The organism is Arenimonas sp. (genome assembly GCF_044348765.1).
Lineage (GTDB): Bacteria > Pseudomonadota > Gammaproteobacteria > Xanthomonadales > Xanthomonadaceae > Arenimonas.
This window is the reverse complement of the sequence record NZ_JBIKSE010000018.1, coordinates 1-18607: the sequence shown is the minus strand read 5'-3', so window position 1 is coordinate 18607 and position 18607 is coordinate 1. Positions and strand designations below refer to the sequence as shown.

20 protein-coding genes are annotated in these 18607 nt (G+C 59.1%); 3 read left to right on the top strand and 17 right to left on the bottom strand.

From position 1 onward, the window contains the following. Positions 1-8 precede the first annotated feature (8 nt). The 11 genes from ACIQ0Q_RS04590 to ccmA are packed head-to-tail and all read right to left on the bottom strand — an operon-like array spanning position 9 to position 8246. Positions 9-593: a cysteine dioxygenase gene (locus ACIQ0Q_RS04590; protein WP_395771777.1), complete on the bottom strand. Its 585-nt coding sequence runs from the start codon at positions 591-593 to the stop codon at positions 9-11. Next, positions 590-1720 (bottom strand): homoserine O-acetyltransferase, encoded by a 1131-nt coding sequence (locus ACIQ0Q_RS04585; RefSeq protein ID WP_395771776.1) that lies wholly within the window; start codon positions 1718-1720, stop codon positions 590-592. The genes ACIQ0Q_RS04590 and ACIQ0Q_RS04585 overlap by 4 nt, the downstream gene beginning before the upstream one ends. Then, positions 1717-2706 (bottom strand): tetratricopeptide repeat protein, encoded by a 990-nt coding sequence (locus ACIQ0Q_RS04580; protein WP_395771775.1) that lies wholly within the window; start codon positions 2704-2706, stop codon positions 1717-1719. The genes ACIQ0Q_RS04585 and ACIQ0Q_RS04580 overlap by 4 nt, the downstream gene beginning before the upstream one ends. Further along, positions 2706-3137 carry a cytochrome c-type biogenesis protein CcmH gene (locus ACIQ0Q_RS04575; protein ID WP_395771774.1) on the bottom strand — a complete coding sequence of 144 codons (432 nt, stop codon included), beginning with the start codon at positions 3135-3137 and terminating at the stop codon, positions 2706-2708. Before ACIQ0Q_RS04575 ends, ACIQ0Q_RS04580 begins: the two co-directional genes overlap by 1 nt. After that, the gene (locus ACIQ0Q_RS04570; RefSeq protein ID WP_395771773.1) at positions 3134-3661 is read right to left on the bottom strand and encodes a DsbE family thiol:disulfide interchange protein; all 528 of its coding nucleotides are present in this window, start codon (positions 3659-3661) and stop codon (positions 3134-3136) included. Before ACIQ0Q_RS04570 ends, ACIQ0Q_RS04575 begins: the two co-directional genes overlap by 4 nt. Then, positions 3658-5577: a heme lyase CcmF/NrfE family subunit gene (locus ACIQ0Q_RS04565; protein ID WP_395771772.1), complete on the bottom strand. Its 1920-nt coding sequence runs from the start codon at positions 5575-5577 to the stop codon at positions 3658-3660. Before ACIQ0Q_RS04565 ends, ACIQ0Q_RS04570 begins: the two co-directional genes overlap by 4 nt. After that, the gene (gene ccmE, locus ACIQ0Q_RS04560; protein WP_395771771.1) at positions 5577-6053 is read right to left on the bottom strand and encodes a cytochrome c maturation protein CcmE; all 477 of its coding nucleotides are present in this window, start codon (positions 6051-6053) and stop codon (positions 5577-5579) included. The genes ACIQ0Q_RS04565 and ccmE overlap by 1 nt, the downstream gene beginning before the upstream one ends. Then, positions 6050-6190, bottom strand: a complete 141-nt coding sequence (locus ACIQ0Q_RS04555) for a heme exporter protein CcmD (protein WP_395771770.1) — start codon at positions 6188-6190, stop codon at positions 6050-6052. The genes ccmE and ACIQ0Q_RS04555 overlap by 4 nt, the downstream gene beginning before the upstream one ends. After that, a complete protein-coding gene (ccmC, locus tag ACIQ0Q_RS04550) occupies positions 6187-6936 on the bottom strand; it encodes a heme ABC transporter permease CcmC (RefSeq protein WP_395771769.1) in 750 nt (249 codons plus the stop codon). The genes ACIQ0Q_RS04555 and ccmC overlap by 4 nt, the downstream gene beginning before the upstream one ends. A gap of 7 nt (positions 6937-6943) precedes the next feature. Further along, on the bottom strand, positions 6944-7609 hold the full coding sequence (gene ccmB, locus ACIQ0Q_RS04545; RefSeq protein ID WP_395771768.1) for a heme exporter protein CcmB: 666 nt from the start codon (positions 7607-7609) through the stop codon (positions 6944-6946). Then, complete coding sequence (gene ccmA, locus ACIQ0Q_RS04540; RefSeq protein WP_395771767.1) at positions 7602-8246, bottom strand: heme ABC exporter ATP-binding protein CcmA; 645 nt, start codon at positions 8244-8246, stop codon at positions 7602-7604. The genes ccmB and ccmA overlap by 8 nt, the downstream gene beginning before the upstream one ends. Before the next feature lie 128 nt (positions 8247-8374). On the opposite strand from ccmA, the gene ACIQ0Q_RS04535 reads away from it, so the two are divergent. From ACIQ0Q_RS04535 to ACIQ0Q_RS04525, 3 genes are read left to right on the top strand one after another with little or no spacing between them, the layout of a single operon-like run. Further along, positions 8375-9523 carry a pyridoxal phosphate-dependent aminotransferase gene (locus ACIQ0Q_RS04535; RefSeq protein WP_395771766.1) on the top strand — a complete coding sequence of 383 codons (1149 nt, stop codon included), beginning with the start codon at positions 8375-8377 and terminating at the stop codon, positions 9521-9523. Next, the gene (locus ACIQ0Q_RS04530) at positions 9520-10326 is read left to right on the top strand and encodes an amidohydrolase (protein WP_395771765.1); all 807 of its coding nucleotides are present in this window, start codon (positions 9520-9522) and stop codon (positions 10324-10326) included. The genes ACIQ0Q_RS04535 and ACIQ0Q_RS04530 overlap by 4 nt, the downstream gene beginning before the upstream one ends. 11 nt (positions 10327-10337) lie before the next feature. Further along, positions 10338-11489, top strand: a complete 1152-nt coding sequence (locus ACIQ0Q_RS04525) for a PQQ-dependent sugar dehydrogenase (RefSeq protein WP_395771764.1) — start codon at positions 10338-10340, stop codon at positions 11487-11489. Between the two features lie 56 nt (positions 11490-11545). On the opposite strand, the gene ACIQ0Q_RS04520 is transcribed toward ACIQ0Q_RS04525, so the two are convergent. The 6 genes from ACIQ0Q_RS04520 to ACIQ0Q_RS04495 form a co-directional block, all read right to left on the bottom strand. Continuing rightward, the gene (locus ACIQ0Q_RS04520; protein ID WP_395771763.1) at positions 11546-12484 is read right to left on the bottom strand and encodes a DUF2950 domain-containing protein; all 939 of its coding nucleotides are present in this window, start codon (positions 12482-12484) and stop codon (positions 11546-11548) included. A gap of 11 nt (positions 12485-12495) precedes the next feature. Next, positions 12496-14376, bottom strand: coding sequence for a DUF3300 domain-containing protein (locus ACIQ0Q_RS04515; RefSeq protein ID WP_395771762.1), 1881 nt, complete (start codon positions 14374-14376; stop codon positions 12496-12498). Between the two features lie 246 nt (positions 14377-14622). Next, on the bottom strand, positions 14623-16194 hold the full coding sequence (rluB, locus tag ACIQ0Q_RS04510; RefSeq protein ID WP_395771761.1) for a 23S rRNA pseudouridine(2605) synthase RluB: 1572 nt from the start codon (positions 16192-16194) through the stop codon (positions 14623-14625). A gap of 29 nt (positions 16195-16223) precedes the next feature. Beyond that, on the bottom strand, positions 16224-16922 hold the full coding sequence (gene scpB / locus ACIQ0Q_RS04505; protein WP_395771760.1) for an SMC-Scp complex subunit ScpB: 699 nt from the start codon (positions 16920-16922) through the stop codon (positions 16224-16226). A 7-nt stretch (positions 16923-16929) separates the two neighbouring features. Next, positions 16930-17835 carry a segregation and condensation protein A gene (locus tag ACIQ0Q_RS04500; RefSeq protein WP_395771759.1) on the bottom strand — a complete coding sequence of 302 codons (906 nt, stop codon included), beginning with the start codon at positions 17833-17835 and terminating at the stop codon, positions 16930-16932. A 102-nt stretch (positions 17836-17937) separates the two neighbouring features. After that, the coding region (locus tag ACIQ0Q_RS04495; protein WP_395771758.1) for an NAD(P)/FAD-dependent oxidoreductase at positions 17938-18607 on the bottom strand (670 nt) is incomplete at its 5' end.

Here is an 18607-nt window from a genome sequence, read left to right as displayed (position 1 = left end):
CGGACGGCTTATTCACAGTCGACCGGATCAAGGCAAAGCAACTTGCGACCTTTGCTATACCAGTCGTCGCCAAGCGGTTCGAAAATCGAGCAGTCGCCCATACTATCCTTGTAGATGTGCAGGGAAATTGCGATTTTATCGGGACTCGGGTTGCGGATGGTGTGGTATTCATGCGGCGGAATGATGCAGCCCGAAGAGCCGACGCCGCCCATGACCGGCGTGAGGCGCTCGAAACGGCAGCGATCGGGCTGGTCTTCCATTAGTTCATACTGGACGACTTCGATTTCACCTTGCCAGACGCCCTCGACACCCCAAAGGCCGCAGTGGTCGTGAATTGGCGTGCCTTGACCAGGCCCCCAGGTCATTGCGACCACGCTGACCCCAGTTTCCGGACACTTATAGATTTCGCGGCGGGCATAGTGGCCTTCCACCGGCTCATAGACACACTCCGGCAGGAAAACTGATTTCGAGGTGATTAGGCTGCTCAGGCCGTCACGCAGAATGGCCATGGTCGCTTGCGTGTCGGAAGCTGCGCAGGCTCCGCGGATTAGCTCGAGAAGATGTTCTTTTCCGGTAAAAGCGAGATCGTTCATGGAGTTTTCCTGAGTTCGTCGAGGAAGTGTCGGATGGGTGGGGCGAATTGATCAATATCGACCAGAAACGCGTCATGTCCTTGATGGGAATCGAGCGCCATGAAGCGGGTTTTGGCACCGCCCCGTGCCAGCCCGTCGGCAAGCTGCTGTTGCTGGTGCAGCGGAAACAGGATGTCGGTGGTCGCGCCGAGAATGAGTGCACTCTGCAGGCTGATGCCAGTTAGAGCGCCGACCACATCATCGCCACCACGTGCACAGGATTGGCAGGCATCGAACCAGTCCATGGCGCGGCTGAGGTAGAGATAGCAGTTCGGATCGAACTGATCGACGAAACGTTCAGCATGTGCTTCCAGATAGCTCTCAACCTCGAACTCCATGCCGAACCGTTCCTGGGGGGTATCACTGTTTAGGCGCACCCGTCCGAAACGGCCGTCCCATTCCATGGCTGAACGGTAGGTGACTACACCCAGTTTACGGGCGATACGCATGCCATTACGGGGATATTCGGCAGTGTCATAGCGTCCAAGATTCCAATGTGGATCGAGCCGGATCGCTTCACGCTGGAGTGAGCGGATGGCAATGGAAAAGGGCAGGGCCTGGGCGCTTCCGGAAATATTGATGTGGCTATGAGTGAACAGCGGAAACTGCTGCAAAAACGAAAGTGCCACCATGCCCCCCATCGAGTTTCCGACAAGACAGGCCAGCGACTCGATGCCGAGGTGGTTCAATACCGCTTTCGCGGCACTGGCGCAGTCTTCGATGGAAAGGTCCGGAAACTGAAGCCGGTAGGCCTCTCCGGTAACAGGATCCATGGAAGCAGGGCCTGTCGAGCCTTTACAGCTACCCAATGTGTTTATGCAAATGACATGCCAGAACATGGTATCGATGGCCTTGCCCGGACCTACCATCGATTCCCACCAGCCTTTTTCGGGGTTTTCCGAGGAACTGGCGACATGGGCGCTGGGTGAGAGCCCGGTAAGAATCAGCACGGCATTATCACGTGCCGGATTCAACTGTCCCCAGGTTTCGTAGGCCATGCGTCCACCGTTGAGGCTGCCGCCGCGCTTGAATGCAAAAGGCGAAGGCAGGGGCGCAAAGCGGGTACCGGTGGAAATGAATTCGCTCATGGATTCTGACGCAGAATCAAAGTGACCGGAGCCAGTTTATCTGATTGCATCATAACCGGCATACTTTGCCAGTCCCCGGTGCCGGCTTCGGCGGTGCCGCTGACCGAAACACGTGCTTGCAGAACGAATCCGGATTGGCTGAATAAGCGGTCTGTCGGCATGACCGAATCGGCATCGGATAACTGCACTTGAATCGGGAACGCAGTGAGCGGAATCCGCTTCGCTGCCAGAGGCGGACCGGCGCCATCAATGCGTTTCGCAAACACGAACATGACAGCACCCGGGGGCGTTTGGTTTTTCAGAGTGGAGTCGACATCGACCGAGATGCTGAGGGCACGAACACCTGGCATGGCCATGACCGGGAGTCCGGCATCGACCCGCGCACGATTGATCTGCGGCAGCAATGCCTGCGCGGTTGCCGCATCAACCTGCGGCAGCAGGCTTTCCCAGACGCTGGCCGCATCCTTCGGTTGGCCGGCCTGTAACAGCAGGATGCCGCTGAAGAAGAGGGCGCGCTGGTTGTCCGGCTCGATGCGCAGCGCTTTGTCGAGCCATGCACGTGCGCGCGGATCCGGGATATCCGGTTTACCGGCGCGGAAAATGGATTCCGCATAATCAACCATCAGTCCGGCATTGCCGGGAGCCAGTTGCAGGGCTTTGGCGAAGTGCGGTTGCGCTACCTGGTACTGCCCGGTCTGAAGATAGCTGCGCGCCAGAAGAACGCGAGCTTCGAGATTGGTGGGCTGCTCGCTGACAACCGTCGCAAGTTCGGCCAAGGCGTGTTCGACCGTCTCTTCGGCCGCCGGTGCTGGCTGGTAGCCAATGGCTTCAGGACGTCCGAATTGCCAATACAAAGCAGCAGTGAGTCCAGCGCAGCCTAGCAACAAGGCGGCGGCAAGGCCACGTTGTTTTGGCCAAAGTGGTTTAAACGCGATGGCCAGCAGCAATAGCACCAACAGCACACTAAGCAAAACGAACAGGACCATTACCATTCCTCGCCGGCATCGTTGCCGGTATCCGCTTGTTTCTGTTTGCTCCGGATGACCGAAGCCACGGCAAATCCGCCGATCAGCAGGATAACGAACGGCCCGACCCATAGCAGCCAATTGCTGCCACGCATCGGCGGTTCGTACAGCACAAAATCGGTATAGCGCGCCACTAGATACTGCTTGATTTCTTCATCGCTACTGCCATCGCGCATTAGGCGCAACACTTCCATGCGCAGGTCGTGCGCAATCGGCGCATTTGAGTCAGCGATACTCTGGTTCTGGCACATCACGCAACGCAGTTCAGCCGCCAATGCCCTGAAGCGCTGTTCTTCTGCCGGGTTTTGGAAGTCGATCGGATCAAGCGCGCTGGTGTTTCCGGAAAACAGAAATCCGGCGAGCAGTGTCAGCATTGCGCAGATATTTTTCATAGAGCCTCTGGCAACAGCGGCAGAATTTTTTCTTGTACGATTTCAGGCGTCAGCGGCCCGACATGTTTGAAACGTACGACGCCGGTGGTATCGATCACGAAGGTTTCCGGCGCACCGTAAATGCCCCAGTCCAAAGCCGCCTGGCCATCGCGATCCTGAACGACCAGTGCAAACGGATTGCCGTACCGGGCTAGCCAGCGCGCGGCATCTTCCGGACTGTCTTTGTAGTTATAACCCACGACCACGGTTCCGGATTGCGCCAGCTCGGTGATGACCGGATGTTCGACGCGGCAACTGACGCACCAGCTGCCCCAGACATTGAGAACATAGGCTTTGCCTTTCAGGTCTGCGATCCCGAGGCGGGATTCCGGAAGCACCAATTCCGGCAATAGCATTGCCGGTGCCGTTTTTCCGATCAGCGGCGAAGGAATGGCGGAGTTATCCTTTCCTGAATTCATGCGTACACCAACAAATAGCAACAACGCAACCGCGATAAATGCCAGCAAGGGTAGCAGGCGACTCATGCTTCATGACCTTTGCGTTTGAAGCGTTTATCGAAGATCACGATGAGCGCACCGAGCGCCATCATGACGGCACCGAACCAAATCCAGCGCACGAACGGTTTTACATGCAGACGCAATGCCCAGCCACCGGTATCATCGATTGGCTCGCCCAGAGCGACATACAAATCACGGGTCAGACCGCCGTGCATATCTGCTTCGGTCATGCTGCTGCCGCCGGAAGCATATTGGCGCTTTTCAGGATGCAGGATGTGAAAATTTCGCTCGCCGACGCCGACCTGGATATCGCCCCGTTGCGCGATGAAATTCGGCCCGGCAACCTCCTTGACGCCAAGGAAGGTGAATCGGTAGTCGCCGACCTCGAAGCTTTGACCAGGTTTTGCCGCCACGTCTTTTTCCACGCTTAGGCCTTCGGTCATCAGCGCGCCGAAACAGAATACAGCGACGCCGGCATGTGCTGTGACCATGCCGATCATTTCCGCAGTGAATCGTCCCTGCGCCTGCCGGAAGCGCTGCCAGACAAAGTGTGCTGTGCCGAGTGCGATCCAGACGCCAGAAAACCAAGCCATCGCGGATTTAAGCGGGTGCTGCGGGGCTTGGAAAAAGGCGATGGTGGCAATCACCATGGCCAGTGCCAACCAGGGTGTCAGCCAGCGCGCGACATCGCCGAGATTTTCTCGTTGCCAGCGGCTGAGTGGGCCGAATGGAATAAGCAATACCATCGGCGCCATCAGAATCAAAAACAGCTTCCCGAAATAGGGCGGGCCGACCGATACTTTGCCCAGTCCGAGCGCATCGGCCAGCAAGGGGTACAGGGTTCCGAGCAATACCATGGCCGCGGCCGCGGTCAACAGCAGATTGTTGAGCAACAGGAGGCTCTCGCGGGATTGCCAGTGGAAGGGCTTGCCTGCTTCTTTCGGGGCGCGCAGCGCGAACAACACCAACGAGCCGCCGACCACGCAGCACAGGAAGGCGAGGATGAACATGCCGCGATCAGGATCGGAGGCGAAGGCATGCACCGAAGTCAGTACGCCCGAGCGCACTAGGAAGGCACCGAGCAGGGAGAGCGAAAAGGCAGCAATGGCCAGCAGTAAGGTCCAGCTGGAGAAGCTGCCGCGTTTTTCGGTGGTGGCCTGCGAATGCAGCAAAGCGGCGCCGACCAGCCAGGGCATGAAGCTGGCGTTCTCGACCGGATCCCAGAACCACCAGCCGCCCCAGCCCAGTTCGTAATAGGCCCAGAAACTGCCGAGTGCGATACCCAGCGTCAGGAAAGCCCAGGCCACGTTGGTCCAAGGGCGTGCCCAGCGGATCCAACGGGTATCGATATGGCCGTCGATCAAAGCTGCGATGGCAAAAGCGAATGCCACCGAGAAGCCGACATAGCCGATGTACAGCAGAGGCGGATGGAAAATCAGCCCCGGATCCTGCAGCAGCGGATTGAGGTCGTGGCCTTCCATCGGTGCGGGCAGCATGCGCTCGAACGGATTGGAGGTGATGACGGTAAAGGCCAGAAAGCCCAGTGCCACCAGCCCCATGATGGCCAGCACCCGGGCCCGGACCACATCCGGTAAATTCTTGGAAAAAACCGCAACGGCGGCAATCCAAACGCAGAGTGTCAGAACCCAGAGCAACAGGGAGCCCTCGTGGGCACCCCAGACCGCCGAAATCTGATACATCAGCGGCAGCAGAGTATTGGAATTTTTGGCGACATAGGCGACCGAGAAATCATGCTGTACGAACGCCACGGTCAGCAGGATATAACTAACGGTGACCGCAGCCAGCAGGGCAAATGCCAGCGGGCGTGCGATCAACTGCAAGCCGACATTGTCGCGCTGTGCGCCCCACAGGGGCAGGATACCGAGCAGCAGGGACAGCACGAATGCGACGAGAAGAGCGATTTGACCGAGTTCAGGCAGCATCAAGGCACTCCACAGTCAAGCGAATGCAGGGCCGGTCCCTGACTCATCTTGGCCTGCATTTCGGGGCTCATGCTTTTCGCAACTTCCGCCGGCATGTAGGTTTCATCATGCTTGGCCAGCACTTCGCCGGCAACGAATTCAGCCCCTTTCATTTTTCCGGTAGCAATCACGCTGGTGCCTTCTTTGAACATGTCTGGCAGAATGCCATTGAACTGGACCGGCACATAGCGTTTGCCATCAGTGATGTTGAACCGTACATCGAGCGTGCCTTCAATGCGTTGCACACTGCCGTTGCAGACCACGCCGCCAAGCCGGAAGCGTGCGGATTCCGGTGTCTTTCCGGCTCGGACTTCCGACGGAGTATGCAGGTAGTTGATGTTCTCCTGCAGGGCGAGGGCGATGAATGCCGCAGCAGCGGCGGCGGCAAGTAATACCAGGCTGACCAGGATCAGACGGCGTTTACGGACGGGGTTCATGCGGATGTGCCCTTGCGTTGATGCCGGCGGATGCTCCGGATTGCGTTTTTCAACGCCCCTTGTGGCAACAGATAATCCCAGAGCATCAGCGCGACGAATGCGCCGTAGGCTAGGGCGATGTAGATCCAATGATTCATGTGGATTCTCCGTAACGTTCGAGGGCCCATTGTTTATGGCTTTCCTGCTGCAGATTGAGCACGCGTGCGCGTACCAGTACCGAGCCGACATACCAGAGCTTGGTGGCGAGTGCCATAACCAATAGGGGCCAGACCATGCTGCTGTCCATTTTAGACGGGCCGATTAGACGGATGGTTTCGCCCTGATGCAGGGTGTTCCACCAGGTCACTGCAAAATGCACGATGGGTACATTGACCACGCCGATGATGGCAAGAAAAGCGGCGGCCCGGCCAGCGGCCCGGCGGTCATCAATGGCATTGTAGAGTCCGATGACGCCAAGATAGAGAAACAGCAGCACCAATTCGGAGGTCAGACGCGGATCCCAGGTCCACCAGGTTCCCCAGGTAGGTTTGCCCCAGACCGCACCGCTGATTAAAGTGATGGCGGTGAACATCGCACCGATAGGTGCCGATGCCATGGCAATCAGTTCGCAGATTTTGATGCGCCAGATCAGGGCGATGGCGCTTTGTACCGCCATGATTACGAAAATCAACAGGCTCATCCATGCCGATGGAACGTGGATGTAAAGAATACGGAAGCTATCCCCCTGCTTATAGTCTGGGGGTACTGACAACAACGCGCCGTAGATGCCGACAGCCATCAAGATTAGCGCCAGTAACAAGCTTGGCATGCTCCAGCGTCGCGCGAAGGCGTCGAAGCGGGCAGGCGAACCGGTTTGATTGAACCAAAGCAGGAGTTTGTTCATCGTCGCATCAACTCAGGGCCAAACGCAGAGCGCTAGCGGCGGCCCATGGCGCCAGCACCAAAAGAAGCGCCAGGCCGGCGCACATCAACCAAATCGCGCCCAGCCAGGGCAGACCCTGGCCGGCCGACCACACGCTGCCGGCGCCGAACACCAGCACTGGGACATACATCGGCAGCGCCATCAGCGCCAGCAGGAGTCCGGAGCGTCGAATGCCCAGGGTCAGTGCCGCCACCACCGCACCGATCAGACTCATCAACAGCGAACCGATCAGCAGGCTCAGCATCAGTACCGGCAACAGGCTCATGGGCAGAAACAGTAGTTGGGCCAGGAGCGGGGTCAGCACTAGCAGTGGCATGGCGGTGGTCAGCCAATGCACGGCGACCTTGCTGGCAATCACCATTGGCAGCGGAATCGGTGCCAGCAGCAATTGTTCCAGACTGCCGTCTTCAAAATCACTGCGGTAGAGATTGTCGAGCACCAGCATGCTGGCCAATAAGTGCGCGACCCAGATCACCGCACTGGCACTCTGCGCCAACCGTACAGGCTCAGAACCCATTGCCAAGGGAAACATCACGCAGACCATCAGGGCGAAAAGCATCGGTTGGGCGGCATCGGTACGTTTCTGCCAGATCAGTCCGAGGTCGCGGGCAAGCAGGGCGTGCAGTTCACGCATGGGTTCTGCTCCGGGTGAGATCCAGCTGACGAACCGGCGCTGCAGGTGCGGCATAGGCGCCATGCGTGCTGATCAGCGCGGCGCCGCCGGCCGAAAGATGTTGCTTGACCAAACGGTTGACCCAATCGATACCGGTCAGATCAAGGTTGGCATAAGGTTCATCCATCAACCAGAGCGTGCTCGGCCGGGCCTGCAGCCGGGCCAGGCTCAGACGTTTGTTCTGACCGGCGGACAGTTTTCCGGCTGGGGTGTCTTCGAATCCGGCGAGGCCGGATTCGGCAATCAAGGTTTCCAGATGGCAGTCACTGACGGGACCGTGCAAGCTCGCAGTGAAGCGCAGGTTCTGAAGCACAGTCAGTTCGGCTTTGTGGCCATGCCGATGTCCCAGATACGCCGCGAGGTGCACGAAAGCATCTCGGCTGAACGGGTTTCCATGCAGACGAATCTGTCCGGACTCCGGTGGCAGTAGTCCGGCCAATACACGCAGCAGAGTGGTTTTTCCGGAACCGTTATCGCCCTTGACCATAAGTGCTTCGCCGGCCTGTAATTGAAAATCCAGCGGCCCGAAAATACGTTCGGCATTGCGCGAGAAGCACAGAGCATCGGCTTGAATCAAGGCGGCGATGGCGGCGGACATGCGGGCAGACGGGTTCCGGAATACGACCCGCTTATTTTAGCGGTTTTACAAGTACTTAAACGGCAATTTCCCGTGAATTTCGGAATCCTGTTGCATAATAGTGATTCAAGTCATACTGGAACCCCGCCATGCCTCTGCAAACCAAGCTGCCGAAGGTCGGTACCACCATCTTCACGGTCATGTCGCAGATGGCCATGCAGCATCAGGCCGTCAATCTGGGTCAGGGATTTCCCGACTTTCCGGTGCCGGAGTTTCTGGTGGATGCCCTGAGCCGCGCCATGCGCGACGGCAAGAACCAGTACGCGCCGATGACCGGCATTCCGGCCCTGCGTGAGGCCATTGCCGCCAAAACCGCGGCCTGTTACGGCCATGCCGCCTGTCCGGAGTCCGAAGTCACGGTGACCAGTGGCGCCTCCGAGGCGATTTTTAATGCGGTCCTAGCCGTGGTCCGGCCCGGCGATGAAGTCATCGTGCTCGACCCCTGTTATGACTGTTATGAGCCAGCCATCGATTTGGCCGGAGGGGTCTGCGTGCATGTGCCGCTGGATCCTGTCGATTTTTCGGTCGACTGGAACCGCTTGCAGGCGGCGGTCACCGCGAAAACCCGGATGATTTTCATCAATACTCCGCATAATCCCTCCGGTGCGTTATGGTCGGCCGATGACATGCAACGCCTGATCGCGCTGACCGATGACACCGATATCCTGCTGTTGTCCGACGAGGTCTACGAGCACATCGTGTTCGGCGGTGTCCGGCATGAAAGTGCCCTGCGTTATCCGGAGCTGGCCAAACGTAGTTTTGTGATTTCCAGTTTCGGCAAGACTTATCATTGTACCGGCTGGAAAATCGGCTACTGCATTGCGCCCAAGGCGCTTTCGGCAGAGTTCCGCAAGGTACATCAATACAACACCTTCTGCAGTTTCGCCCCAGCACAATGGGCGTTTGCCGAAATGATCATGCAGCAGCCCGAGCATTACGCCGAACTTGGTACGTTTTATGAAGCCAAGCGCGATTACCTGGCGGCCAAGCTGACGCACACCCGCTTTAAAGCCCTGCCGGTGCCTGGCGGCTATTTTCAGCTGGTCGATTACTCTGCCATTTCCGATCTGCCCGATGCCGACTTTGCCCGTTGGCTGTGCACGGAAAAAGGCGTGGCGGCCATTCCGTTGTCGCCATTCTATGAAACACCGCCGGCCGGCCAGCGCTTAGTGCGTCTGTGTTTTGCCAAAAATTCGGATACCCTGGACGCCGCCATTGCACGTCTGGAGCGGGTATGAGTCCGGCTGATCTCAATATCCGCATCGTGCAGGCCGATACCGTCTGGCATGACCCGCAGGCCAACCGTGATTACTACACCGCGCTGCTGGCCGGAATGGCGCCGGATGCCGACATCATCGTGCTGCCGGAAACCTTCACCTCTGGATTTTCCAACGACGCGCTGATGCAGGCAGAAGCCATGGATGGCCCGACCGTGGCCTGGCTGCGCGAGCAGGCGATGGCCCTAAATGCCGTCGTCACCGGCAGCGTGCAGATCCGTGACGGTGATTCGGTATTCAACCGCATGTTGTGGGCCGCACCGGATGGCAGTCTCCAGCATTACGACAAACGCCATCTATTCCGCATGGCCGGCGAGCACGAACGCTATACCGCCGGTAGGGCGAAGTGCATCGTCGAATACAAAGGCTGGCGCATCTGCCCTCTAGTCTGTTACGACCTGCGTTTCCCGGTGTTTTCGCGAAACCGTTTCGGACAGCACCAGTCTGATGGTTACGATTATGACTTGTTGATCTATGTGGCCAATTGGCCGAGTCCGCGGCATTTCGCTTGGCAGACTCTGCTGAAGGCTCGCGCCATCGAAAACCTCAGTTACGTAGTCGGCGTTAACCGGACCGGCGTTGATGGCAACGGTCTGCATTACCTCGGTGGCAGCACGGTGCTCGATTTCCTTGGACAGACCATGGTCGAATCCGGAAGCACGCCACAGGCACAGAGTGCCCGTATTTCTAATGCCGAACTGGCAGCATTCCGGCAACGGTTCCCCATGCATTTGGATGCCGACACCTTCACCCTACACGATTGAGGAGACTTTTCATGGCATACAAGATCTTACGTTGTTGGAGTCTCGGCCTGGCAGTATGGTGTGTTCCCGGTTTGGTTATGGCACAGAAAACACAGCTTCTGAAATCCAGCGATTACACCTTGCAGTTGAGTGAACGCAATACCGGGCTGAAATCACCGTGGGGCATGGCATTCCTGCCGGACGGCCGTTTGCTGGTGACCCAAAAATCAGGCAGCATCGCGGTGCTATCGGCCGATGGCCGCCGTATCGAACACACCATCACCGGTTTGCCACGGGTTGCCGCCCAGGGGCAGGGCGGTCTGCTGGATGTAGCACTGGATCCAGACTTTTCCCGCACACCATGGCTGTATTGGTCCTATGCCGAGCCCGGGGAGGACGGGCTTTCCGGCACGTCTGTAGCGCGGGCCAAACTCAGCAGTGGACGGCTGCAGTCCACTGAGATCATTTACCGCCAGATTCCCAAAGTCGAAGGTGCTGGACATTTCGGATCGCGCCTTGTCTTCGGACGCGACAAATCCCTATTCATTACTTTGGGCGATCGCCAGAAATTCACGCCGGCCCAGGATATGCAACAGAGCATTGGTAAAGTCGTGCGCATCCAACGCGATGGACGCATTCCCACGGATAATCCGAAGTGGAAGACTGCCGGCGCACGTCCGGAGATTTACAGTCTGGGGCATCGTAATTCGCAGGGCGCGGCCCTGCATCCCGACACCGGCATGCTTTGGTTAAGCGAGCATGGTCCGCAGGGCGGCGATGAAATCAACCGGGTTCAGGCCGGAAAAAATTACGGGTGGCCGACCGCCAGCTATGGATGTAATTACGGCGATCCCATCAGTGATGAATGCCGCCTTGGCGGCGGTAAACATAGTCCAAAATTCGTTGAGCCTTTGAGCGTCTGGGGGCCGCGTTCGATCGCTCCTTCGGGCATGTTGTTCTATACCGGCACTGAATTTCCTAAGTGGCGCAATCATGTGCTGTTGGCTTCACTGGCCGGTACTGCACTGTGGCGAATCCAGTACCGAGGTGACAAGGAAGTCCAGCGCGAACGGCTGCTCGGTGAATTGGGTGAGCGCATACGTGATATCGAACAGGGGCCGGATGGAGCGCTGTATTTGATTACTGACTCCGGGAAATTGCTGCGTCTGGATTCCCTTCCATGAAATTCCGCGCATGAAAAAACCCGCCGAAGCGGGTTTTTTCAGGAAGCCTTCAGGCATTACTGGGCCGGAAGAGCTTTCCAGCCCTCATCCGGATTGAAGCTGTCAATCGCGGCGGCAGCTTCTACGGTGGTTTCTCCCAGGTCTTTCTCGAACACGGTGCCGTCCTGATTGATCAGGAAGCTCTTGACCCCGCTGTTGCCGTAATTGGCCGGCCAGGCAATCATGGCAAAGCCACCGGTGAGACGGCCATCCACGAAATAATCCTTGGCACCGCCTGCGGCTTTGTCGCCCTGACGGTACAGCAGACGGTAGCGGTAACCGTGATAAGCCGTTGCCGATTCGGTCCGGTAACCTTCCGCCGCAGCTTCGGCCACGAATGCGCCGATCGGACTAGAGTCTTCGCCTTCCGATGTCGGCCAGTACAGACCGTTTTGGCGACCGGCATCGCTCAGAATTTTCATGGCATAGACGCCAGGTTCACCGCCGTCACGGCCGAGGGAGGCATATTCCTTCTGGGCATCCACATAACCACGGCTGACGGCGATGGCACCCAGTTCATTTTCCCCGATGCGGCGGTAGATCAGCTCATCGGCACCGGCCGCGGTATCTAGGTACCACTTGTTGCCTTGCTTAGCCAACGGAATCGGGAACGGCCAATCGTTGGTACCGATGACCAAGGTTTTGCGTTCGCCATCCGGCTGCAGGGCGTGCCTGGCCTTGAAGGCGGCCAGGAACTCGTCACGGTCGCCGGCATCGGACACCGGATCGCCGGATGACAGGATTTCCACACCGTCCGGCCCAAGAATACGGCTGAGCGCGTCTTTATCCTGTTTTTCCAAAGCCACCACCATGGCATCGACTGCCGCTTCCGGCGTGGCGAACAGGCGTGATTCGGGAACCGGAGGCGCTTCCGCTTTCCGGTTGCAACCGGTCAGGGCAAGACCCAGCAGGACAATGGCAGCGAAGCTTTGCAGAATCCGAGATTTCTTTGACATGGGTGTGCTCCTTAACGCTGCTTTTTATTAGCGGGTTGTTTGTTGCGGGCGCCATCGGGCATGCTTTGCCTGCCGCGTTGGCTGGCAGCGCGGGCGTCATTGCCACCACGCGAACTGCCGGAAACAGCAGACGGATTTTGTTGGCGGTTCTGCTGCTGACGGTCCGGCTGCTGGCGGTTCTGCGCTTGGCGATCTTGTTGCTGACGTTCTTGCAGTTGCCGGTTCTGCGTTTGCCGATCTTGCCGTTGGCGGTCCTGCTGCATACGATCCTGCGCTGCTTTGTTCGGCATGGATTTGTCGGCTTGAGGACGGTTCTGCGCCTGCACCCGATCACGGCTGGCATCGGCATAGCCACGATCCGCGCCACCCTTATTATTTGGCTGCGGCCGCTGCGCATTGCCCTTGCCGGGTGCCGGGCGTGCTGATTTATTGCTGGCGACATCCCGGTTCGTCATGGCTGATTTCTCCTTGCTGCCGGCGTAAGAGCCCTGCACCTTCGGCAAATCGCGGCTGGCCGCGGCACCGGCCGCTTTACCGGCAGCCATCTTGTCGTTGTTCGGCTTGGCGCCTTTGTAGTTGCCCTGTACCTTGCCACTTGCCGCAGATCCGGGCTTGCCGGTGATGCTGTTGCGGTTACTGGCACTGCGATTGGCCGGGCGTGCGGCTTTGTAGGCTTCCCGATCGTTGAACTCGGGACCTTGGGTTGGTGCCGGGCGCTTCGGACCTTTCGCGGCCTGGCGGTTCAGATCGTTCAGATCACTGCGCTTCGGATTGGCCTGGGAAATCGGACTGCGTGCTTCCTGGCGGCGATTGGTGTTGTCGTAGCGGTTCCAATAGTCATTATTGTTGCCATTGATATTGATGTTGACGTTATTGTTGTTGAAGCTGTCGTTGTTGTAACCGGGGCGATTGTTGTAGCCCGGACGGTTGTAACCGTAGCTGGGATAGAACCCATTGCCGTAATTCGGACGGTATGGATAGGGCGGGTAATACACCGGCGGCCGACCCCAGTAACTGCCGCCATGGCAGTTGTAGCTGTAGGAATAGCGGTTGCAGTAATCGTCGTCGTCATCGAAGATTTCGTTGATCAGCATGCCGGCACCGAAGGCGATGATGGCGGTAGTGACCATAGCACCATCGCTGTGACCTTGCTGTGTCACCGTGGAGGTGGTTGGGGCGGCGGGTGCCGACGGCAATGGTGCATAGGCCGAAACCGGATCGTACTGCGGCACATAGATGACTTCCGGACTCGGCGGCGATACCGTCACGTATTGGACTTTATCGACGGTTTGCGTGGAAACGGTCATTTTCGGCGAGGATTTCAAAGTACCGACATCGCTGGCTTGGCGGCGCAGGCGCTGCACGGCCTCCATCACACCGGCCTGGTCATTCACATAGGCCTGGCCGAGCTCGGTGGTCCAGGCCATTTCCTGGCAGAGCATGTCTACGGTTTCCGGGAACTGCACCAGCGCCAGCACCGGCGGGGTGAAGCCCTTCGCTTCGGCGGCCTGGTCCAGGGCTTTGCCTTTCAGGCTCGGATTATCGAACAGCCAGTTACCGGCATCCAGCACTTCCTGCGGGTTGGTCGAGGCGACCAGCACCTGTTCGAGCACGGTATCGGGGTAAAGGGCAATCGGCGCCAACAGTTCTTCCATGGCCTCCGGCGACCAGGTGGTATCATCGGCTTCCAATGTGTTGCTGCGCTCTTCGGCGGCCTGGGCCATTTGCTCGGCGCTCGGCGGTGGCGGCGGAATCGGTGCCGCTACAGGTGTAGGCGCAGGCGCAGGCGCGGCGGCTGCAGGTGCGGCCGGTGCCTCTTCTTTCTTGCAGGCGCCCAGCGTCAGCAGGGCGATGCTGATGGAAGCCACCAGCGTGTGTTGTGCCTTTTTCATGATTACCTCGGCTTGGTCTGTAAATGGAGCAAAAATCCCCTCTTGCACTCCCGATAATAGGCGTGACCGGGGCTTGTCGCTATACTTTCGCGGACAAAGACTTAGCTTAATCAGAGGTCCCCCTAATTTTCCTCGCGGTGCAGGTGCGGCCGATATGCTGTTTCTTAATCGTGCGCGATCTGACAATCAAGCATCAACCGCCGGCATAACATGAAAAAGCCCGCTTTCGCGGGCTTTTTTCAGGCATCAATCGTCCGAGGGAAAGCCGTCTTCCGGCTTGCGTTTCTTGAACGGCGGTTTCGGACCGGCACGGTTGCCATCGGCGCGCGGGCCACGTGGCGTAAACGGACGATCGCCCTGCGGTCGGGGGCCCCGGGCATTGAACGGACGATCACCTTGCGGGCGGTCGCCATAGGGCTTAGGACCACGCGGGGCATACGGACGGTCGCCTTGCGCGCGGTCAGCTTGCGGTCGATCTCCCTGCGGGCGTGGGCCACGCTTATTGAACGGCTTGGCGGCGCGATCGCCGTAAGGTTTCGGACCGCGTTCGCCGAAAGGCTTCGGGGCACGCGGCGTGCGCGGCGGAGCTACGCGTGAGCCGGTATCCACACCCTCGGGCACGTACCAGGACTTGAACTCGCCGGCCGGCTGGGCGCCTTGCCCGCTGCGCGGACCTTTGTTGAAACGCGGTTTCTCGGCGCGGTTGCCGAAGTTGTCATCGCGTTCCGGACGCGGACCTTTGTTGAACGGTTTGCCGGCATGCGGGGCGCGGTTGCCGGCGTTGTCGCCGCCGAATTTTCCGCCTTTATTGAACGGCTTCTTGACGCCGGCACCCGGGCGGCCACGGCCGCCGCGCGGGCGCTCTTCGCGCACGTGGTCGAAGCGACGCAGTTCACGGGCTTCTTCGTTAACATGGCCGTTGACGTAAGCATTTTGGTTGCGGTCGCTGCCGACGCGGATTTCGGTCGGACGCGATTTGCGCTGGCCGATGACCGGTTGCAGGGTCAGCACCGGCGCGTTGTTGTCGAGGCCGAAATGGGCGCGCAGGGATTCCACTTTGGCCTGTTCCAGCTCCACGCACTGGCCGCGCTTGAGCAGGCGCGGCAGGCTAATGTCGCCATAGCGAACGCGCTTCAGGCGGCTGACCTGATAGCCCTGTGATTCCCACAGGCGTCGCACTTCGCGGTTGCGGCCTTCGGTGATGACCACCTGGAACCAGGCATGCGAGTCGCTGGAACCGATGCGTTCGATTTTTTCGAATTTGGCCGGGCCGTCATCCAGTGCTACGCCGCGGGCCAAGCGATCGACCACATTGTCGGGCACTTCGCCGTGGATGCGGCAGACGTATTCGCGTTCGATGTTGCCGGACGGATGCATCAGGGCATTGGCCAGTTCGCCGTCGGTGGTCAGCAACAACAGACCGGTGGTGTTGATGTCGAGACGACCAACCGCGATCCAACGCGCGCCTTTCAGGCGGGGCAGGGCATCGAAAATGGTCGGGCGACCTTCGGGATCTTCGCGGGTGGTCACTTCGCCTTCGGGCTTATTGTAAATCAGCACCGAGCTCGGTTCGCTCAGGGCCGAAGCCACGAACACCTTGCCATCGATTTCGATGCGGTCGCCGCTGGCGACTGATTGGCCGGTCTGCGCGGTTTCGCCGTTGACCTTGACCGCGCCCTGCGCGATGCGTTCTTCCAGCAGACGGCGTGAACCCAGGCCAGCTTGGGCCAGGACCTTGTGCAATCGTTCGGATGTTTTATGCTTGGGTTCAGCGTCTTTGCCTTTCAATGAAAGGACTTTGCGAGTGTTCTCGCTCATTCGGGATTGTCTCCGGCGCGGAGGGCGCCTCAGTGCTGCAAGGGGTCAGTCGTCGTCTCGACGGATACGGTGGACGGCTCGGTCTCGGGGTTGGCGTGGTCGGTTTCGTCCGGCAGATCTCCGCTCGGCTCCGTGATTACGGCAGCCTGAGCCGGAATGGGCTCGGATATATCGAAGGACAGCTGCGGTTCCAGTTCCGGATATTCCTTCAGTTCCGCCAGAGGCGGCAGCTGATCGAGGCTCTTCAGGCCAAAATAATCCAGAAAGGTCTTGGTGGTGCCGAACAGCTCGGGGCGCCCGGGCACATCGCGGTGACCAAGAACGCGAATCCATTCCCGTTCTTCCAGCGATTTTATCATAGATGCACTGACGCTGACGCCCCGGATCTGTTCAATCTCGCCGCGGGTAATCGGTTGTCGGTAGGCGATCAGGGCCAAAGTTTCCAGCGTGGCACGGGTGTACTTGCTCTGGCGTTCGGTCCAAAGCCTTGCTACATAAGGGTGAACCTCGCTTCTGACCTGATAGCGCCAGCCCGAGGCGACTTCAACCAGCTCCACGCCACGACCCTCGCAGGCCGCTTTAAGTTCGGTTAAGGCTTGCTCGATCGCGCCGGGTTTTGGCGGGGCATCGCCGAAAATACCGTAAAGCTGGGTGGTGCTCAGCGGCAGGGTGGAGGCCAGCAGGGAGGCTTCCAGGATCGGGGCAAGGTTCAGGTCGTTTTCGCTCATATTCGGATCAGGCTGACGGTTCGTCGAATTCGGATTGCATGGCATTGTCGCGTTCGGTGGCCTCGGCTTCTTCGGCGGTGAGCTCACGGGCGCGGATGAAAATGGGAGCCAGCGGCGCTTCCTGCACGATTTCCAGCAGGCGTTCCTTGGCCAACTCGAGGATGGATAGAAAACTTACTACCACACCCATGCGGCCTTCTTCGGGAATGAAGAAGCTTTCGAAGCTGTGGAACTGGCCATCGCGCAGACGGTCGAGCACAATCGACATGCGTTCGCGCACGCTCAGCGCTTCACGTTTGATGGCGTGCCGGCTGAACAGGTCGGCACGCTTGAGTACCTCGCGCAGGGCCAGCAGCATTTCCTTCAGATCCACATCCGGCGGACTACGTTGGATGATGCGGTCGGGCATGAACGCATGTGCGATGCTGGTATCGCGCTCCAGGCGCGGCAGGGTGTCGAGGTCTTCGGCGGCTTTCTTGAAGCGTTCGTATTCCTGCAGGCGGCGTACCAGTTCGGCGCGCGGATCGACTTCGTTGCCGTCTTCCGAAGGCGGACGCGGCAACAACATGCGCGATTTGATTTCAGCAAGGATCGCGGCCATCACCAGATATTCTGCAGCGAGTTCAAAACGCAGATCTTCCATCACGCCAATGTAGGACACGTATTGTTTGGTGATTTCGGCCACCGGAATGTCGAGGATGTCGAGGTTCTGGCGGCGGATCAGGTACAGCAGGAGATCCAGGGGGCCTTCGAAGCTTTCCAGGATGACTTCCAGCGCATCTGGCGGGATATACAGATCCTGCGGCATCTGCAAGACCGGCTGGCCTTTGACCAACGCCAGCGGCATTTCCTGTTGTTGCGGCGTATGAGCGGGAAAGGGCTCTACGGCCTCTGGCGCGGGCGTTTGGGTCATGAAAGGTCGTGTGCACGACGCGAGCGCGTCGAAAGTGAATTCAGGTTAAGCCGAAAGCCGGAGCTTGTAAAGCCGAGGCCGGAACAATGCCGCTATTATCAATCAAAACAAGGCGTCACGCAATTTGAACCAGGCCATGGCGGCCACCAGCAGGGGCGTGCGCAGCGCGCGGCCGCCGGGGAAGTCGCGGTGCGGAATGCGGCTGAACACGTCCAGACGCCCGGCCTGACCGCGGATGGCCTCCGCCATGATGCGGCCGGCCAGTCCGGTGGCGGCGATGCCATGGCCGGAAAAGCCCTGGGCGAAATACACATTGCGGCCCAAGCGGCCCCAGTGTGGGGCGCGGCTCAGCGAAATATCGACATAGCCACCCCAGACAAAATCCATCTTGACGCCTTCAAGCGCGGGGAACACCCGGGTCATGCGCCGGCGCAGGGTGCCGGACAGGTCCGGCGGCGGCAGGGTGGAATAGGAGGCGCGACCCCCGAACAGCAGACGCTGATCGCTGCTGCGCCGGAAATAATCCAGCGCCCAGTTTACGTCGGCCACCGCCATGTCGTTGCCGATCAGCGCCTTCGCGCGCGCTTCGCCCAAGGGTTCGGTGGCGCCAATGTAGGTGCCAACCGGCATGATCTTGTCATCCAGCTCTGGTGCGATGCCGCGTACATAGGCATTGCCGGCCAATACCGCGAAATCACAGTGCACTTCGCCCTTGGCGGTGTGAAATACTGGCCGATCGCCGCGCACCAGTTGCGTGACTTTCGACTGTTCG

What these genes read in the sequence shown, in the direction of transcription:
- ACIQ0Q_RS04590 (WP_395771777.1), bottom strand. Translation starts at nt 593, where the DNA reads ATGAACGATCTCGCTTTTACCGGAAAAGAACATCTTCTCGAGCTAATC.
- ACIQ0Q_RS04585 (WP_395771776.1), bottom strand. Translation starts at nt 1,720, where the DNA reads ATGAGCGAATTCATTTCCACCGGTACCCGCTTTGCGCCCCTGCCTTCG.
- ACIQ0Q_RS04580 (WP_395771775.1), bottom strand. Translation starts at nt 2,706, where the DNA reads ATGGTCCTGTTCGTTTTGCTTAGTGTGCTGTTGGTGCTATTGCTGCTG.
- ACIQ0Q_RS04575 (WP_395771774.1), bottom strand. Translation starts at nt 3,137, where the DNA reads ATGAAAAATATCTGCGCAATGCTGACACTGCTCGCCGGATTTCTGTTT.
- ACIQ0Q_RS04570 (WP_395771773.1), bottom strand. Translation starts at nt 3,661, where the DNA reads ATGAGTCGCCTGCTACCCTTGCTGGCATTTATCGCGGTTGCGTTGTTG.
- ACIQ0Q_RS04565 (WP_395771772.1), bottom strand. Translation starts at nt 5,577, where the DNA reads ATGCTGCCTGAACTCGGTCAAATCGCTCTTCTCGTCGCATTCGTGCTG.
- ccmE (WP_395771771.1), bottom strand. Translation starts at nt 6,053, where the DNA reads ATGAACCCCGTCCGTAAACGCCGTCTGATCCTGGTCAGCCTGGTATTA.
- ACIQ0Q_RS04555 (WP_395771770.1), bottom strand. Translation starts at nt 6,190, where the DNA reads ATGAATCATTGGATCTACATCGCCCTAGCCTACGGCGCATTCGTCGCG.
- ccmC (WP_395771769.1), bottom strand. Translation starts at nt 6,936, where the DNA reads ATGAACAAACTCCTGCTTTGGTTCAATCAAACCGGTTCGCCTGCCCGC.
- ccmB (WP_395771768.1), bottom strand. Translation starts at nt 7,609, where the DNA reads ATGCGTGAACTGCACGCCCTGCTTGCCCGCGACCTCGGACTGATCTGG.
- ccmA (WP_395771767.1), bottom strand. Translation starts at nt 8,246, where the DNA reads ATGTCCGCCGCCATCGCCGCCTTGATTCAAGCCGATGCTCTGTGCTTC.
- ACIQ0Q_RS04535 (WP_395771766.1), top strand. Translation starts at nt 8,375, where the DNA reads ATGCCTCTGCAAACCAAGCTGCCGAAGGTCGGTACCACCATCTTCACG.
- ACIQ0Q_RS04530 (WP_395771765.1), top strand. Translation starts at nt 9,520, where the DNA reads ATGAGTCCGGCTGATCTCAATATCCGCATCGTGCAGGCCGATACCGTC.
- ACIQ0Q_RS04525 (WP_395771764.1), top strand. Translation starts at nt 10,338, where the DNA reads ATGGCATACAAGATCTTACGTTGTTGGAGTCTCGGCCTGGCAGTATGG.
- ACIQ0Q_RS04520 (WP_395771763.1), bottom strand. Translation starts at nt 12,484, where the DNA reads ATGTCAAAGAAATCTCGGATTCTGCAAAGCTTCGCTGCCATTGTCCTG.
- ACIQ0Q_RS04515 (WP_395771762.1), bottom strand. Translation starts at nt 14,376, where the DNA reads ATGAAAAAGGCACAACACACGCTGGTGGCTTCCATCAGCATCGCCCTG.
- rluB (WP_395771761.1), bottom strand. Translation starts at nt 16,194, where the DNA reads ATGAGCGAGAACACTCGCAAAGTCCTTTCATTGAAAGGCAAAGACGCT.
- scpB (WP_395771760.1), bottom strand. Translation starts at nt 16,922, where the DNA reads ATGAGCGAAAACGACCTGAACCTTGCCCCGATCCTGGAAGCCTCCCTG.
- ACIQ0Q_RS04500 (WP_395771759.1), bottom strand. Translation starts at nt 17,835, where the DNA reads ATGACCCAAACGCCCGCGCCAGAGGCCGTAGAGCCCTTTCCCGCTCAT.